This window comes from Pseudomonas migulae NBRC 103157 (assembly GCF_002091715.1).
Classification (GTDB): domain Bacteria; phylum Pseudomonadota; class Gammaproteobacteria; order Pseudomonadales; family Pseudomonadaceae; genus Aquipseudomonas; species Aquipseudomonas migulae_A.
Window position 1 is genome coordinate 1 of record NZ_BDAG01000070.1, and the last position, 15069, is coordinate 15069.

Sequence of the window (15069 nt, forward strand, 5' to 3'; positions counted from 1 at the left end):
TTTCTCCACCGAATTATCACGTGTAGGAGCCGGCTTGCTGGCGATGAGGCCAGTGCAGCCACATCATCAATTCCAGGGAATCAGTGCCGCTCCAGCGCATTCACCAGATCATGGAACGCTTCACGATTCGAATCGTTCAGCCCCATCAGGATTTTGTGCGCTTCAAGCACTTTGATCCGCACCACTTCCTCGGACTGATCCTGGTCTGGCAGGTCGGTCAGGCACTCAGGGCACGGGATCGGGCGGTCAACGATGTTGAACACCTGCTCGAAGCCCATGGACTGCAGCAGACGGGTGATGTCTTCGTGGGTGGTGACGACGGTCGGCAGCAGGCCGACCTTTTGCCGCGACAGGATCGACAGTTTGGCCAGCAGGCCAAGGGTGGTGCTGTCGATGCTGCGGGTTTCGGTCAGATCGATCACGATCGCGTTGAAGTTCAACGCCGTGAAGATCCGCTCAATAGTCGCATCCAACGCCGAACACAAAGTCAGGCGAACTTCACCGACGAACTTCAGGACGAAGGTCCCGTCCTGCTCGGCGAACTGGATTCTACCGGTACTCATCAAAGATTCCTGCTCAACACCAACAGGGCGATATCATCCGGCATCTCCCCTAGCGTGGCCAATCCAAAAACCTGCCGCAACCCATCCAGGGTGCCGCCCGCTGCCTTGACCCGTTGGGGCAAAGCCGCTTCTTTTTCTTTGAGTGTAGGTTCTGGCAAAAGGTCCAGAATGCCATCAGACATCAGTGTCAGGCTGAACGTCGGCGGCAGTTCCAGCACGTGGTCTTCGTAGGTGGCTTCATTGAAGAGACCCACCGGCAGGCCACGCCCTTCCAGATAACGGACACTGTCTGGCGTGTACAACACAGGCAACGGCAAATGACCGCCGATGCTATAGGTCAACAAACCTGTCTCCTCGTCGATGACTCCACCGACCATTGTGACGTGTTTACCCAGCTTACAACTGATCAGCCCCCGGTTGATATGACCAAGGACCTCCGAAGGCTTGAATTCCGGCAAGGTGCCGTTGCGCTTGGATTCGAACAGCAAGCGCGTGGTCATGAATTTCAGCAGCACGGTAACGAAGGCTGAAGAGGCGCCATGACCGGAAACGTCCGCCAGGTAGAACGCTACCCGACGCTCGTCGACCCGAAAATAGTCGACAAAATCACCCGACAGGTACAGCGACGGGATGATCTGGTGAGCAAACTGGAACTCGTCGATGGTCCACGGGCTGACCGGCAGCATGTTCATCTGCACCTGGCGACCGGCGTTCTGGTCTTCCTGGAGCAGGTTCAGGCTGGCTTCGAGCTCGCGATTGGCCTTTTCCAGCTTCTCGCGGTAGCGCTGGTTTTCCAGCAGCAGGCGCGCGCGATCCAGGGCCCGGCGCACGGAGTGCTCGAGCACAGCCAGATCTTCGAGAGGCTTGATCAGGTAATCCGCTGCGCCCAGGCGCAAGGCCTCGACCGCGTCGTTCATCACGCCGGCACCCGACACCACAATCACAGGGGTTTGCGGTGATCGCTCGGTGACCTGGCGGATGAGTTCGAGTCCGCCCATCTGCGGCATGCGCAGATCGCAGATGACCAAGTCGGGCTTGTCTTGCTCGAATACCTGAAGACCCTGCTGGCCATTGCTGGCCTGCAAGACGCTGAAACCACTGTCTTCCAAATAGGCGGCGAGGCTCGCGCGCACTACTTCGTCATCATCGATTATCAGCAGCGTGGCACTGGTTTTTGGCATGTGGGCAAACGGCGCCAGAATTAGGTTGGCGTAGCAGGCTGGGCAATTGACCCCGCACACACTACTGGATTCGCTTTCTAGCCTCCCTGCTGCACCGCTTTCGGGCATTCACCTTACTTGCAGGCACACCAGAGGTGCCCTTCTAAGGCGCAGACGGTACTCCCATCCGCGGGGCGTTTCAAGCTCACGCCGATGGTCGCTTGACGTCTTTACTTGTCAAATCACCGGGAGTTATAAGAACAGGCAAAACCGTAACCCAATGGAAGGATCAAGGCCATGAGTCAAACCGATCGGGACTACAGCGAAAAGCGTGATTTCATCCGCATGCGGGTTGATGCAGATGTAGCGCTGATTCACGAAGGAGACGAGGTTGCAGCCGTCTGTATCGACCTTTCCAGCAGTGGCATGCAGGTTGAGGCACCTCGTTTGTTCAGGGTCGGTGACCGCCTTAGCGTACGGATCGATTCCGATCACGCAGCACTCAAAGGCCTCGAGGCCGACACTGAAGTGGTGTGGGTGAAAGAACAGGACGGCGGCAGTCAGAAACTCGGCCTTACAATCCTGAAGATGAAATAACCCGGATCCAAAACCAAAGAAGGCGGCCAACTGGCCGCCTTCTTCGTTTTATCGGTCGATATCAGAAATCGTCTTCGACCTGACCGTCTTTGACTTTGAATTCGCGGTTCTGCAAGTACGCATTGCGGATGAAGGTGTACTTGTCGCCAGTGATGAGCTTCTCGGCGGACAGCAGGCTGGCGCGGGTGTCGACGATATTCAGGCCGAAGATCGAGTTACGCACCGGCACATCGTGAATGTACGGGTATGGGCCGGTGTAGCCATCAATGTACTTCGCCGGAGCATCACGCAGAGTGCTCGGGCCCAGAAACGGCAACATCACGTACGGACCGCTTCCTACGCCCCAGTAACCCAGCGTCTGACCGAAGTCTTCGTCGCTACGGTTCAGGCCCATTTTAGTGCCCACGTCGAAGAAGCCCAACAAGCCGAAGGTGGTGTTGAAGATCAGGCGCGCGGTATCGACCCCGGCGGCGGCCGGTTTGGCCTGCAAGATGTTGTTGGCAAGGTTGGTGACATCACCGACGTTGCGGAACATGTTGTGGATGCCGTCTTCGAGAAACTGCGGGGTGACGAACTGGTAGCCCTGCGCCAAAGGCTTCAGCGCATAGGTGTCGACCGCATCGTTGAATTTGTAGATCGGACGGTTGATGCTTTCCCAAGGGTCGTCTTCCGAAGCTGCTTGAGCAACGAACGGAGCCAGTAACACACTGGCGCACACAAAAAGCTGAGCGAGATGATTGCTCCAGCGCATAGAAAACTCCTTGGTTTGTACTGGCGCGGGCGTCTTGGCCCGGGCATTAAGCTCGCTAGTATAAGGTGGAAAAGCAGCTTTAGGCAGTAGCATGCGTGATGGCCTACGGATGATTCTCCCTGACTGTGAGCGATTCACATCAATGTCATCCAACTGTCACCGGCAACGCATAGCCTTGTCGCTATTTCAGGGACGTTGACATGCCGCACGCCGAAGCCTTGCCCCTCACCGCACCCAGCCTGACCGCCGTCCTGTTCGGCCTCAGCGGTTGCCTGGTGGATTTCGGCGCCCGCACGCGCCGGCACGACGCTCATTCTGCCGAGCACGCCGAGGTCACGCCGGGGGCTCTGGACAGTTTGCACAGCTTGCAACGCCAGCAGATTCCCTGCGCCTGGCTCGACGAACTCGCCCCTGCCCTTTGCCATTCCCTGGCCACCGCTTTGCCGGAATGGATCAAACCTTCGCAACACCCCGCAACAATCAATCCCTGGCCCGCGCCGAATGCGTGCTGGCAAGCCTTGATGGCGCTGAATGTCGAGCGCCTGGATGGCTGCGTGCTGGTCAGCGGCGAACCGCGATTGCTGCAGTCGGGCCTGAATGCCGGGCTGTGGACGATTGGCCTGGCCTCCTGCGGCTCACTCTGCGGGCTGGCGCCCAGCGAATGGCAAGCCTTGAGCCAAAAGGAACGCGAACACCTGCGCGGCAAGGCAACGGTGCAACTGTTCAGCCTGGGCGTGCACTCGGTGATCGATCACCTCGGCGAGCTCGACACCTGTCTGGCCGACATCAGCCTTCGTCGCCTCAAGGGTGAAAAGCCCTGACCCGGATCATGCAGGTTTCGCGCGAGTGGATTAATCTAAAGGTCAGCCATAGACCTTTGGCGCGCTGCTACGGTCTATGCCAGTGCCTATCGATAAAAGGAAGAACGCCATGCCTGCCCGCGAACTGCAAGAACAGCTCAATACTCTGCGCGAGCAACTGGAACAGAATCCGCCGCTGACGGAAGCCGAGCGCGAAGACCTGCATGCATTGATGCAACAGATCGAACTCGAAATCGAGCTCGAAACCAAAACCCAGGACTCCAGCCTCTCCGACAATGTGAATCTGGCCGTAGAGCGCTTCGAAATTGAGCACCCTACCCTCGCCGGCACACTGCGCAACATCGTGCAGGCCTTGGGCAATATGGGAATCTGAACCCACCGGATACAGAAAAGCCCCGCTAGTGATAGCGGGGCTTTTTCATATCTGCGGTTTGCAACGCAATCCCTTGTGGGAGTGGGCTTGCTCGCGAATGCGGTTTATCAGGCACCATCAACGCTGACTGATCAATCGCATTCGCGAGCAAGCCCGCTCCCACATTGGATCGTCATTGGCGGACCAGGCGGTGGTTCGGCAATTGAACGGTTTCAGTGCTGCGATACGGGTTGATGTCCAACCCGCCACGTCGCACGTAGCGCGCATACACCGTCAGCTTCTCCGGTTTCAGCAAGCGTTGCAGGTCGAGAAAAATCCGCTCCACGCACTGCTCATGGAAGTCCGAGTGCTGGCGGAAACTCACGATGTATTCCAGCAAACTCGCATGATCCAGCGCCGCGCCACGGTATTCCACCGCTACGCTGCCCCAGTCCGGCTGACTGGTGACCGGGCAATTGGACTTGAGCAAATGACTGTGCACGCTCTCCTCGACGATGCGCGACTCGTCGCAACGCAGCAGCTCCGGCCGCGGATGCTCATAGTTGCTGACGCTGATCTCCAGATCGTCGATGCAAACGCCCGGCAACGCCACGACGCCTTCGGCTTCAACGTCTTTCAGGCTGCGAATCCGCACGCCAACCGGTTTGCCAGCCGCAGCCGACAGGTCTTTCACCAGCGTCGCTTCAAGGCTCGCGGTGTCGGTAAACGGCGTCTGGTTCAGCGAGTTCAGGTACAGCTTGAACGACTTGGATTCGATGATGTTCGGCGAATCCGCCGGGATGCTGAATTCGCCGATCGCCACCACGGGTTTGCCGGACGGCAACAGCCACGACAGCTCGAAGCAGTTCCAGAAGTCCACGCCCTTGTACGGCAGGGTTTCTGCCGTCAGGCCCAGCTCGGCCCATTTCGCGGTGCGCGGGATCGGGAACAGCAAGGACGGCGTGTATGTGGCGATGTATTCGCTGGATTTGCCCAGCGGCGAGTGTTCGGCTGCGGGATGCATGGTGGAAACCTGACTGAAGAATCAGCGGATTCTACCAGCCTTTGTGCCCGTCTTTGAGTGCTTCGTGTCCGGCGGGGCTTTTGCGCCCCTTTAAAAGATCGCAGCCTCGTTTCACTCGACAGCGCCTACGGTCAACTTGCCGACCATCCCAGCCTGATAGTGGCCTGGAATATTGCAGGCAAATTCCAGGCTGGTAGCTTTGGTGAAGGTCCAGGTCAATTCGGCGGTTTTGCCCGGTTCAACGAGGACGCTATTGGGGTCGTCGTGCTTCATCATTCCGTGATCCATGCCAGCCATCGACCCGTGGTCCATTTCCTTCATGCCTGTAGGCGTAAGCATGCCGCTCTGCTGCATCTTCAACATTTCCTGCTGATGTTTTGCATGCATCGCCGCGTCGCCGAGGTTGAGTTCGTGCAGCAATTGGCCTTTATTCACCAGCACAAAGCGAACCGTCTCACCCGCCTTGATATCGAGGGCCTTGGGGGTGAACGACATGTCGCCCATCACCACTTCGATGCTGCGATCAGCCTTGTCGGCCGTGGCCGGTCGACCGAAGTCGAAGGTCTGTGCCGGCGATGCCCACGCCGGCGAGTTCAGCGCCAGCAGGCACGCGGCCAGCAGCAGAGGTTTGCGCAAAAACATAGTCGTACTCCAATCAAGATAAGGTTCAGCCTGTGAAAAACTTTAAACTAAAGGCACTGCCCCCAACCTGACGACCAGATTACAACTTTGTCAGGCTGGCCTGTACTGACGCTGCCCACGGTATAAAGCGTTCGTTCCAATAACCTCGAGTCGCCCATGAAACTGCTGATCGTCGAAGACCAACCGAAAACCGGCCATTACTTGCGCCAAGGCCTGGCCGAGGCCGGGTTCAACACCGATCTGGTGGCCGACGGCAGCACCGGCCAACAATTGGCGCTGAGTGGTGAATATGCGCTGCTGATCCTCGATGTGATGCTGCCGGGGCGCGATGGCTGGCAAATCCTGCAAGCCGTGCGTAGCGCCGGCCTCGATACGCCGGTACTTTTTCTGACAGCGCGAGATGCGGTGGAGGACAGGGTCCACGGACTCGAACTCGGCGCCGACGATTACCTGGTCAAGCCGTTCGCCTTCTCCGAACTGTTGGCCCGGGTCCGAAGCCTGTTGCGCCGTGGCAGCGCCTCGACTCAGGAAACCAGCCTGCAACTGGCCGATTTGCGCCTGGATCTGATCCGCCGCCGCGTCGAACGCAGCGGTCAGCGCATCGACCTGACCGCCAAGGAATTCGCCCTGTTGGAAATGCTCCTGCGACGTCAGGGCGAAGTGCTGCCCAAGTCGCTGATCGCTTCCCAGGTCTGGGACATGAATTTCGACAGCGACACCAATGTCATCGAAGTTGCCATCCGCCGGCTGCGCCTGAAGATCGACGACGAGTTCCCAAACAAGTTGATCCACACCGTGCGCGGCATGGGTTATGTCCTTGAAGAGCGGCCTGCCTGATGCGCCGACTGTCCTTGAGCAGCCGCCTGGCGCTGCTCTTTGCCGCTTGCACCGCCGTGGTTTCGCTGTTTGCGGGCGTATTGTTCAGTCGGGCCAGCGAGGCGCACTTCGTTGAGCTGGACCAGCAATTGCTGAACGGCAAGTTGATTGGCTTGCGTCGAGCGCTTCACGATCTTCAATCCAGCGAAAGCGAAGTCAGACTGGCGGATGAATTGAACCGTCAGGCTGATTTGTCCCTGCGCATTTCTGGTAGCGACGGCAAGCGCTGGTACGACAGCACCGCGAGCCTGCCCGATAAACTTCCGCAAAAACCGGGTTTATCGACCCTCAATGACAACGACACCGACTACCGCGTCCTGAATGCGCCGTTGTTTGTGGACAAACCTGACTCACCGCAATTGACCCTGCTGCTGGACATCACCCATCACCAGCATTTTCTGCAACGCATGCAACACCTGATCTGGCTCACCGTGGGGTTGTCCGCCCTGGCCACGGCACTGCTCGGTGCCTGGGCGGCGCGTAGCGGGTTGCGTCCATTGCGCCGCATGAGTGCGGTCGCCTGCGGTGTTTCGGCGCAATCGCTCAACGCTCGCCTGCCCGAAGACGACATGCCGCCAGAACTCGCGGAAATGGCCCACCACTTCAACGCCATGCTTGGACGCCTCGACGACTCGTTTCAGCGGCTCTCGGCGTTTTCCGCCGACATCGCCCATGAACTGCGCACGCCGCTGTCGAACCTGCTGACCCACACCCAGGTCACCCTCACCCGCCCAAGGCCCATCGAGGATTACCGCGAAACGCTGCACAGCAACCTCGAAGAACTGCAATGGATGGCGCAATTGGTCAACGACATGTTGTACCTGGCCAAGGCTGACCATGGCTTGTTGATGCCAAAGAGAGAACCGCTGGAACTGGCGGACGAAGTGAATGTGTTGCTGGAGTTTTTTGCGCCACTGGCCGAAGACGCTCGGGTGACGTTGAGTCGCGAAGGTCATGCGCGCATGGAGGGTGACCGGAGCATGTTGCGGCGAGCGCTTTCGAATTTGCTGGATAACGCGTTGCGATTTACACCGGCCGAGGGCGAGGTACGGGTGCGGATTATCGAGCAGTCTGGAGGTTTGAGTCTGACGATTGAGAACAGCGGCGAAGGCATTGACGGGGCATTGCTGCCGCGCTTGTTTGATCGCTTCTACCGGGCGGATCCGGCCCGACAGGAAGGCAGCAGTGAACATGCGGGGTTGGGATTGGCGATTACCCAGTCGATCGTTCGTGCCCATGGTGGGCAGATTCGTTGCGAATCGGAGAGTGGGTGGACGCGGTTTGTGATTGAGTTGCCGAAAGGGGATTGAGGCCAGCAGGTTCGACCCCTTCGCGAGCAAGCCCGCTCCCACATTGGATCTGGGTCGATCACAATATTTGTGACCGTCACAGATCCAATGTGGGAGCGGGCTTGCTCGCGAACGCGGTATCAGGACCTACGAATACCGCAACGCGTGAGCCGGTTCGATCTTCGCCGCACGCCAAGCCGGGTAAACCGTGGCAAGGAAGCTCAACACAAACCCCGCCGAGCAGATCAACAACACATCTGCGCCCTGCAATTCCGAAGGCAGGTTGCTGACGAAATACACATCGGAACTGAAGATGTGCTGCCCGCTCACCCGCTCCACCCAGCCGACCAGCTCACTGACGTTCAGCGCGGCAATCACGCCGAGCACGCCGCCGATCAACGTGCCGACCACCCCGATCACCGTGCCCTGGACCATGAAGATCGCCATGATCTGGCGTGGCGTGGCGCCGATGGTACGCAGGATCGCGATGTCCGCGCCCTTGTCATTCACCACCATGATCAGGGTGGCGATGATGTTGAACGCCGCCACCGCAACGATCATCAGCAACAACAGGCCGATCATGGTTTTTTCCATTTTCATCGCGCTGAACAGACTGCCCTGGGTGTGGGTCCAGTCGTCAGCCTTGTAAGCCGCGCCCAAGCCGCCAGCAATGTCGCTGGAAACCTGCGGCGCCGCATACAGATCCTTCACCGCCAGGCGCACGCTCTGCACCTGATTCGGCTCCCAATGCTGCATTTGCGCAGCATCGGCAACATGGATCAGCGCCATCGAGCCATCCAGCTCGGCACCCACCTTGAACACGCCCACCACGTTCAGTCGCTGCATGCGCGGGGTAATTCCGCCCGGCGCGTTGCTGACTTCCGGCACGATCAGGGTGATCTTGTCGCCGACATTCAAGCGGAAACGCCGCGCCGTGATCTCGCCGATCACTACGCCGAACTCGCCCGGCTTCAAGGCATCGAGACGCCCCTGAACGATGTGCTGGGCAACGATCGAGACCTTGCCCTCGAGCGCCGGATCGACGCCGCTGACCTGAATCGGCTGCATCGTACCTTTATAGGAGAGCATGCCTTCCATCTCGGTGAAGGGCACGGCGGCGGTCACTTCCGGGTTTTTCATCGCGGCGGCGGCCACCGGCTGCCAATCGTCGATCGGGTTGACGCCGACGATGGTCGCGTGGGGCACCATACCGAGGATGCGCGAGCTCATTTCGCGCTGGAACCCGTTCATCACCGACAACACCACGATCATCGCCAGGACACCGAGGGCGAGGCCGATCATCGAGGTCATCGAGATGAACGAAACAAAGCGATTGCGGCGCTTGGCGCGGGTATAGCGCGTGCCGATAAAGATCGATAACGGTCTGAACATTCGCTGGGGCACCGTATAAAAACAAAAAGACCCGACGTCTTTTCAAACATCGGGTTTCGACCAATCAGATAGGCGTCAGGCAACCTTCCTGCAAATGCAGGACGCGATCCATCTGGCGAGCCAGGTTCATGTCGTGGGTCACCACCAGGAACGCCGTGCGCATCGAGGTGCTGAGTTCCAACATCAAATCCTGAATGCCCTGAGCGGTGTGGGAGTCGAGGTTACCGGTCGGCTCGTCGAGCATCACCAAGCCAGGCTTGTTCACCAGGGCGCGGGCGATGGCCACACGCTGGCGCTCGCCTCCGGACAACTCCGCCGGTTTGTGCTCGAGGCGATGACCCAGCCCTACCCGCTCCAGCAACGCCGTCGCACGCTGGCGCGCTTCCGGGATCGCAGTTTTGCCGATCAGCAGTGGCATGCAGACGTTTTCCAGCGCGGTGAACTCCGGCAGCAAATGGTGGAACTGGTAAACGAAACCCAGCGACCGGTTGCGCAGCAGGCCACGATTCTTCTCGCTCAATGCCGACAGCTCTTCGCCGTCAAGCCAGACGCTGCCCTTGGTCGGCGTATCAAGACCGCCAAGCAGGTTGAGCAAGGTACTTTTGCCCGACCCCGAGGTGCCGACAATCGCCACGCGCTCACCCGGATGCAGCTCCAGCTGCAGACCGGCCAACACTTCAACCGACTCCGGGCCTTCCTCGTAGGATTTGCCCAGGTTGCGGCAGCTCAAGATTGCTTTATCACTCATGCCCGACTCACTCATAACGTAGCGCCTCCGCAGGCTGGGTGCGCGCGGCACGCCAGGCTGGATACAGGGTGGCGAGGAAACTCAGGACCAACGCGGCGGCGCAGACCATCAACACATCCTGGCTCTGCACTTGCGACGGCAGGTAATCGATGAAGTACACGTCGGCGTTGAGGAATTTGTGGCCGATCAAGCCTTCGAGGGCCGAGATCGCGGCGCTGACGTTCAGCGCGGCGAAGATCCCGACCACGGCGCCGATCAGCGTGCCGAACACGCCAATGACAGTGCCCTGCACCATGAAGATCGCCATGATCGAACGCGGCGTGGCGCCGAGGGTACGCAGAATCGCGATATCGCCCTTCTTGTCGTTCACCACCATCACCAGCGTGGAAATGATGTTGAACGCAGCGACGGCAACGATCAGCAGCAACAGCAAGCCGATCATGGCTTTTTCCATGCGGATCGCCTGATACAGATTGCCGTGGGTGCGGGTCCAGTCGCGGGCGTAGAAATGGTCCTCGCCGAGCTGCTGGGCGATGTTCCACGCAGTGCGTGGCGCCTGGAACAGGTCGTCGAACTTCAGGCGGATGCCCTGCACCTGATCCGGCTTCCAGCGGTGCAGCTTCGCCAGGTCCTGCAGGTTGGTGACGCCCAGGTATCCGTCGATCTCGCCGGCGCCGACATGGAAGATGCCGACCACGGTGAAGCGTTTCATGCGCGGGAACATGCCGGCCGGGGTCACGGTGACTTCCGGCGCGACGAAGGTCAGCTTGTCGCCGATGGCCGCGCCGAGCTTGGCGGCCGCCTTGTCACCGATGACGATGCCGAAACTGCCGGGCGCGAGGTCATCGAGTTTTCCCTGCAGCATGAACTTGTCAATGATCGACACCTGGCGTTCGAGCGCCGGGTCGATGGCATTGAGCAGCACTTTGGAGACCTTGCCGTTGTTGGTCAGCAAACCCTGCATCTGGGTAAACGGCGCCACAGCCGCCACCTGCGGGTTCTGCCTGACCTTGGCGGCGAGGTCCTGCCAGTCGCTGATCGGCTCGCCGGACTCGATGGTCGCGTGGGGCACCATGCCCAACACGCGAGTGCGCATTTCATGATCGAAGCCGTTCATGACCGACAGCACGACGATCATCACGATCACGCCAAGGGCAAGACCGATCATTGAAGTCAGGGAAATGAACGACACAAAATGATTGCGACGCTTTGCACGGGTATAACGCGTGCCAATAAATACGAAGAGAGGTCTGAACATGTCGGGGCTTGTTCGGAGGGAAAAGGAACGTCCTTGTGGCGGGGGTCGATAACCAGCTTTACACTCAGACCACCGCCGCTACCATGGGTTCGCCATGTCGACATTAGATGAAGAAGATCGCCGCGAATACTACCGTATCGAGGACACGATCGCACTGGAAATTCGGCCCCTGTCCGCTCCCGAAGCCGCAGGCCAGGAAGTGTTGCAGGATGCTTCCCCACTCTTCAACCTGCTCAGCGAATTGCACCTGAGCGAATTCGAATCGCAACACCTGTTGCGCCAGATCAGCGAGCGCGACCGCAACCTCGCGGCGTTCCTGAAATCCCAGAACAAACGTATCGACCTGCTCAGCCAGGTGATCGCCATCACCGTGCTCGGGCAGATCGGCGAGCCGCAGCCCGTGATCATCTCCGAGGGTGGTGTCGACTTCCAGCACCCGACACCGATTGCCGCGGGCACGCACCTGTCGGTGAAACTGGTGCTGATGCCGCAAGCCCTCGGTTTGTTGCTGCGCGCGCGCGTTACCCATTGCGATCGCAAGGGTGAAGGCTACGACGTCGGCACCGAGTTCGAACATCCGACCGATGCCCAGCGTCAACTGCTGGCCCGCTACATTTTGCAGAAGCAGGCCCAGGAACGACGTCTGGCCCGCGAAAACGAATCAGGCATTTAATTTAAGGAAGAACCGTGACCCTCATCTACGGCCATCGCGGCGCCAAGGGCGAAGCACCGGAAAACACCCTGACCAGCTTTCAGGAATGCCTCAAGCACGGCGTACGTCGCTGCGAACTGGACCTGCATCTGTCCAAGGACAACGAGTTGATGGTCATCCACGACCCGACGCTCAAGCGCACCACTGACCGGCGCGGCAAGGTGGTCGAGCACACGGCGGCAGAGCTGGTGACCTACGACGCACGCAAGGGCGGCCCGGGCTGGATCAAGCCGTGCCCGATTCCGACGCTGGAAGAATTATTCGAGAAATGCGACTTCGAGCACTGGCAGCTGGAAGTCAAAAGCGCTTCACGCACCCGCGCCGCGACGACAGTACTGGCGATTCGCGAAATGGCTCAGCGTTTCGGCATGCTCGACAAGGTCACCATCACCTCGAGTTCGCGAGAAGTGTTGAAAGCGGCTTTGGACCTGGTGCCGGACGTGTCCCGCGGACTGGTGGCCGAATACGCCTGGCTCGACCCGCTGAAGGTCGCGCAAAGCTATGGCTGTGAGATTCTGGCGCTGAACTGGACCCTGTGTACGCCGGAACGCCTGCAGAAGGCGCAGCGTCAGGGGCTGCATGTGTCGGTATGGACAGTCAACGAGCCCGCGCTGATGCGCAGACTCGCCGACTTCGGCGTTGACAGCCTGATTACAGACTTTCCCGGTTTGGCCACTGCCACGCTCGAGAATTGCTGAAATCGGTCTCCCCGGCCGGCTCAGGCCACCGGCCGGAGCCGCTCAAAAAAGCCGGTTGAGGCCATCGTACGCCGCTACCCGATAGGCTTCGGCCATGGTCGGGTAGTTGAACGTGGTGTTGACGAAGTACTTCAGCGTGTTCAGTTCACCCGGCTGGCTCATGATCGCCTGACCGATGTGCACGATCTCCGACGCCTGATAACCGAAGCAGTGAACACCCAGCACTTCCAGCGTCTCGCGATGGAACAGAATCTTCAGCATGCCCTGAGGCTCGCCGGCAATCTGCGCACGCGCCATGCTCTTGAAGAATGCCTTGCCGACTTCGTAAGGCACCTTGGCCTGCGTCAGCTCCTGCTCGTTCTTGCCGATCGAGCTGATCTCCGGAATGGTGTAGATGCCGGTCGGCACGTCGTTGACGAAGCGCCAGCTGTTGTTATCGACGATGCTGCCAGCGGCCGAACGGCCCTGGTCGTGCGCGGCACTGGCCAGGCTCGGCCAGCCAATCACGTCACCGGCGCCATAAATGTTCGGCACGCAGGTGCGATAAGCCTCGTCGACTTCGATCTGGCCACGGCTGTTGACCTTCACGCCGATGTTTTCCAGACCCAGCTGATCAGTGTTGCCGGTTCGGCCGTTGCACCAGAGCAAGGCGTCGGCCTTGATCTTCTTGCCGGACTTGAGGTGCAGGATCACGCCGTTGTCCACGCCTTCGACGCGGTCGTAGTCTTCGTTGTGGCGAACCGTGATGTTGTTGTTGCTGAAGTGGTAGCTTAGCGCCTGGGAAATTTCCGAGTCGAGGAAGCTCAGCAACTGGCCACGGTTGTCCACCAGCTCAACCAGCACGCCCAGGCCGCTGAAGATCGAGGCGTATTCACAACCGATCACGCCAGCGCCATAAACGATGAGTTTGCGCGGGGTATGGCCGAGGCTGAGGATGGTGTCGCTATCGTAGATACGCGGGTGATGGAAATCGATGTCCGCCGGGCGATAAGGACGCGAGCCGGTGGCGATGATGATGTGCTTGGCCACCAGTTTTTCGACCACGCCGTTGGCGCAGACCACTTCGATGGTCTGCTCGTCGGCGAAGCTGCCGGTACCGAAGAATACGTCGACGCGGTTACGGGCGTAGTAGCCGGTACGCGAAGCGACTTGTTTGGAAATGACTTTCTCGGCGCTTTTCAGCACGTCCGGGAACGAGAACCAGCGCGGCTCACCAATGGCCCGGAACATCGGGTTGGTGTTGAACTGCATGATCTGCCGGACCGAGTGACGCAGTGCCTTGGACGGGATGGTGCCCAGGTGGGTGCAGTTGCCGCCGACCTGGCGACGGCTATCAACCATCGCCACCTTGCGCCCTGCTTTGGCGGCGTTCATTGCCGCGCCTTCTCCCGCCGGGCCGGAACCCAGCACCACCACGTCGTAGTTGTAGACAGCCATGCGTACTCCTCAGAACAGGCCGCGGCGCCCTCGGCACCTGCGGCTAAATCACGCCGATCTGCGGCGTGAAGGAACAATTTGGGGCCAGTGCAGAACCCGGACACAGTCTATAGAAGCGTCAACGCCGCGCACATTAACCCTTGGTCGCGTCGTAGGCTACTTTTGCCTGCACTACAACGCCAGTCTTCAATGCGCAAATCGCCGTAATCATTCGGTTTTTCCGCCACTGAGGCGTTCAAAAGCCTGATTGGTTCGTGTGACGAAACCTGTATCGGCACGAATCACAAAGAATGCACCGATGTTGTGAGTTTCGGCATAGTCCCAACCCCGCTCAGGACCGAGAATCAGCAACAGCGTCGATAGGCCATCGGCCATTAACGCTGAAGGATGAATCACCGTGACTGACGCCAGGGCGTGCGCGACCGGCGCACCGGTGCGGGCGTCGAAAGTGTGGGAATAGCGCTTGCCGTCCTGCTGAAAATAATTGCGATAGTCACCAGAGGTGGACAATCCGTAGCCGTCGACTGCGATGATTTTTTGCGTCACCTGTTCGTCGTCCCGAGGTTCTTCCAGCGCGATCTTCCAGGCTGAGCCATCGAGCTTTTTGCCCGTCGCCTTGAGCTCGCCGGTGACTTCGACCAGGTAACTGTCGATGCCCAATACCTCTAGCCTCCCGGCAATCCGGTCGACAGCATAGCCAGCGGCGAGACTGTTGAAGTCGACTTCCACCGGCGCATCCTTACACAACC

General features: G+C 59.4%; 17 protein-coding genes. 7 read left to right on the plus strand and 10 right to left on the minus strand.

What is annotated here, in order from left to right; translation table 11 throughout:
• Positions 1-80 precede the first annotated feature (80 nt).
• Together rssC and rssB are read right to left on the minus strand one after the other, a co-directional pair.
• Entirely contained in the window at positions 81-563 is a 483-nt protein-coding gene (gene rssC, locus PMI01S_RS29815; RefSeq protein WP_007935262.1) for an anti-sigma factor antagonist RssC, read from the minus strand.
• A complete protein-coding gene (gene rssB / locus PMI01S_RS29820) occupies positions 563-1744 on the minus strand; it encodes a two-component system response regulator RssB (RefSeq protein WP_084323765.1) in 1182 nt (393 codons plus the stop codon). Before rssB ends, rssC begins: the two co-directional genes overlap by 1 nt.
• Positions 1745-2020: 276 nt before the next feature.
• Here rssB and PMI01S_RS29825 point away from each other — a divergent pair, with 276 nt between their 5' ends.
• Positions 2021-2320, plus strand: a complete 300-nt coding sequence (locus tag PMI01S_RS29825) for a PilZ domain-containing protein (RefSeq protein WP_084323766.1) — start codon at positions 2021-2023, stop codon at positions 2318-2320.
• 61 nt (positions 2321-2381) lie between these two features.
• Here PMI01S_RS29825 and PMI01S_RS29830 read toward each other — a convergent pair whose 3' ends face one another.
• Positions 2382-3071: an MlaA family lipoprotein gene (locus PMI01S_RS29830; RefSeq protein WP_084323767.1), complete on the minus strand. Its 690-nt coding sequence runs from the start codon at positions 3069-3071 to the stop codon at positions 2382-2384.
• A 200-nt stretch (positions 3072-3271) separates the two neighbouring features.
• Between PMI01S_RS29830 and pcrP the strand changes: the two genes are divergently transcribed.
• Positions 3272-3892, plus strand: coding sequence for an HAD superfamily inactivated hydrolase PcrP (gene pcrP, locus PMI01S_RS29835; protein ID WP_084323768.1), 621 nt, complete (start codon positions 3272-3274; stop codon positions 3890-3892).
• Positions 3893-4001: 109 nt separating this feature from the next.
• A complete protein-coding gene (locus PMI01S_RS29840) occupies positions 4002-4265 on the plus strand; it encodes a DUF4404 family protein (RefSeq protein ID WP_084323769.1) in 264 nt (87 codons plus the stop codon).
• 172 nt (positions 4266-4437) lie between these two features.
• On the opposite strand, the gene queF is transcribed toward PMI01S_RS29840, so the two are convergent.
• Together queF and copI are read right to left on the minus strand one after the other, a co-directional pair.
• Entirely contained in the window at positions 4438-5268 is an 831-nt protein-coding gene (gene queF / locus PMI01S_RS29845; RefSeq protein ID WP_084323770.1) for an NADPH-dependent 7-cyano-7-deazaguanine reductase QueF, read from the minus strand.
• Between the two features lie 111 nt (positions 5269-5379).
• Positions 5380-5910: a copper-resistant cuproprotein CopI gene (copI, locus tag PMI01S_RS29850; protein ID WP_084323771.1), complete on the minus strand. Its 531-nt coding sequence runs from the start codon at positions 5908-5910 to the stop codon at positions 5380-5382.
• A gap of 156 nt (positions 5911-6066) precedes the next feature.
• Here copI and PMI01S_RS29855 point away from each other — a divergent pair, with 156 nt between their 5' ends.
• Together PMI01S_RS29855 and PMI01S_RS29860 are read left to right on the plus strand one after the other, a co-directional pair.
• On the plus strand, positions 6067-6747 hold the full coding sequence (locus PMI01S_RS29855; protein WP_084323772.1) for a heavy metal response regulator transcription factor: 681 nt from the start codon (positions 6067-6069) through the stop codon (positions 6745-6747).
• Complete coding sequence (locus PMI01S_RS29860; RefSeq protein WP_084323773.1) at positions 6747-8096, plus strand: heavy metal sensor histidine kinase; 1350 nt, start codon at positions 6747-6749, stop codon at positions 8094-8096. The genes PMI01S_RS29855 and PMI01S_RS29860 overlap by 1 nt, the downstream gene beginning before the upstream one ends.
• 126 nt (positions 8097-8222) lie before the next feature.
• On the opposite strand, the gene PMI01S_RS29865 is transcribed toward PMI01S_RS29860, so the two are convergent.
• The 3 genes from PMI01S_RS29865 to PMI01S_RS29875 all read right to left on the minus strand — a co-directional run bounded on the left by PMI01S_RS29865 (position 8223) and on the right by PMI01S_RS29875 (position 11473).
• Positions 8223-9467, minus strand: coding sequence for a lipoprotein-releasing ABC transporter permease subunit (locus PMI01S_RS29865; protein WP_084323774.1), 1245 nt, complete (start codon positions 9465-9467; stop codon positions 8223-8225).
• A gap of 64 nt (positions 9468-9531) precedes the next feature.
• On the minus strand, positions 9532-10215 hold the full coding sequence (lolD, locus tag PMI01S_RS29870) for a lipoprotein-releasing ABC transporter ATP-binding protein LolD (protein WP_167362922.1): 684 nt from the start codon (positions 10213-10215) through the stop codon (positions 9532-9534).
• A gap of 7 nt (positions 10216-10222) precedes the next feature.
• The gene (locus PMI01S_RS29875) at positions 10223-11473 is read right to left on the minus strand and encodes a lipoprotein-releasing ABC transporter permease subunit (protein ID WP_084323775.1); all 1251 of its coding nucleotides are present in this window, start codon (positions 11471-11473) and stop codon (positions 10223-10225) included.
• A gap of 94 nt (positions 11474-11567) precedes the next feature.
• Between PMI01S_RS29875 and PMI01S_RS29880 the strand changes: the two genes are divergently transcribed.
• Together PMI01S_RS29880 and PMI01S_RS29885 are read left to right on the plus strand one after the other, a co-directional pair.
• Positions 11568-12146 (plus strand): PilZ domain-containing protein, encoded by a 579-nt coding sequence (locus tag PMI01S_RS29880; RefSeq protein ID WP_084323776.1) that lies wholly within the window; start codon positions 11568-11570, stop codon positions 12144-12146.
• 14 nt (positions 12147-12160) lie between these two features.
• Complete coding sequence (locus tag PMI01S_RS29885; RefSeq protein WP_084323777.1) at positions 12161-12883, plus strand: glycerophosphodiester phosphodiesterase; 723 nt, start codon at positions 12161-12163, stop codon at positions 12881-12883.
• A gap of 42 nt (positions 12884-12925) precedes the next feature.
• On the opposite strand, the gene sthA is transcribed toward PMI01S_RS29885, so the two are convergent.
• Positions 12926-14320: a Si-specific NAD(P)(+) transhydrogenase gene (sthA, locus tag PMI01S_RS29890; RefSeq protein ID WP_007907752.1), complete on the minus strand. Its 1395-nt coding sequence runs from the start codon at positions 14318-14320 to the stop codon at positions 12926-12928.
• A gap of 207 nt (positions 14321-14527) precedes the next feature.
• The coding region (locus PMI01S_RS29895) for an FAD:protein FMN transferase (RefSeq protein ID WP_139811126.1) at positions 14528-15069 on the minus strand (542 nt) is incomplete at its 5' end.

What these genes read in the sequence shown, in the direction of transcription:
- rssC (WP_007935262.1), bottom strand. Translation starts at nt 563, where the DNA reads ATGAGTACCGGTAGAATCCAGTTCGCCGAGCAGGACGGGACCTTCGTC.
- rssB (WP_084323765.1), bottom strand. Translation starts at nt 1,744, where the DNA reads ATGCCAAAAACCAGTGCCACGCTGCTGATAATCGATGATGACGAAGTA.
- PMI01S_RS29825 (WP_084323766.1), top strand. Translation starts at nt 2,021, where the DNA reads ATGAGTCAAACCGATCGGGACTACAGCGAAAAGCGTGATTTCATCCGC.
- PMI01S_RS29830 (WP_084323767.1), bottom strand. Translation starts at nt 3,071, where the DNA reads ATGCGCTGGAGCAATCATCTCGCTCAGCTTTTTGTGTGCGCCAGTGTG.
- pcrP (WP_084323768.1), top strand. Translation starts at nt 3,272, where the DNA reads ATGCCGCACGCCGAAGCCTTGCCCCTCACCGCACCCAGCCTGACCGCC.
- PMI01S_RS29840 (WP_084323769.1), top strand. Translation starts at nt 4,002, where the DNA reads ATGCCTGCCCGCGAACTGCAAGAACAGCTCAATACTCTGCGCGAGCAA.
- queF (WP_084323770.1), bottom strand. Translation starts at nt 5,268, where the DNA reads ATGCATCCCGCAGCCGAACACTCGCCGCTGGGCAAATCCAGCGAATAC.
- copI (WP_084323771.1), bottom strand. Translation starts at nt 5,910, where the DNA reads ATGTTTTTGCGCAAACCTCTGCTGCTGGCCGCGTGCCTGCTGGCGCTG.
- PMI01S_RS29855 (WP_084323772.1), top strand. Translation starts at nt 6,067, where the DNA reads ATGAAACTGCTGATCGTCGAAGACCAACCGAAAACCGGCCATTACTTG.
- PMI01S_RS29860 (WP_084323773.1), top strand. Translation starts at nt 6,747, where the DNA reads ATGCGCCGACTGTCCTTGAGCAGCCGCCTGGCGCTGCTCTTTGCCGCT.
- PMI01S_RS29865 (WP_084323774.1), bottom strand. Translation starts at nt 9,467, where the DNA reads ATGTTCAGACCGTTATCGATCTTTATCGGCACGCGCTATACCCGCGCC.
- lolD (WP_167362922.1), bottom strand. Translation starts at nt 10,215, where the DNA reads ATGAGTGATAAAGCAATCTTGAGCTGCCGCAACCTGGGCAAATCCTAC.
- PMI01S_RS29875 (WP_084323775.1), bottom strand. Translation starts at nt 11,473, where the DNA reads ATGTTCAGACCTCTCTTCGTATTTATTGGCACGCGTTATACCCGTGCA.
- PMI01S_RS29880 (WP_084323776.1), top strand. Translation starts at nt 11,568, where the DNA reads ATGTCGACATTAGATGAAGAAGATCGCCGCGAATACTACCGTATCGAG.
- sthA (WP_007907752.1), bottom strand. Translation starts at nt 14,320, where the DNA reads ATGGCTGTCTACAACTACGACGTGGTGGTGCTGGGTTCCGGCCCGGCG.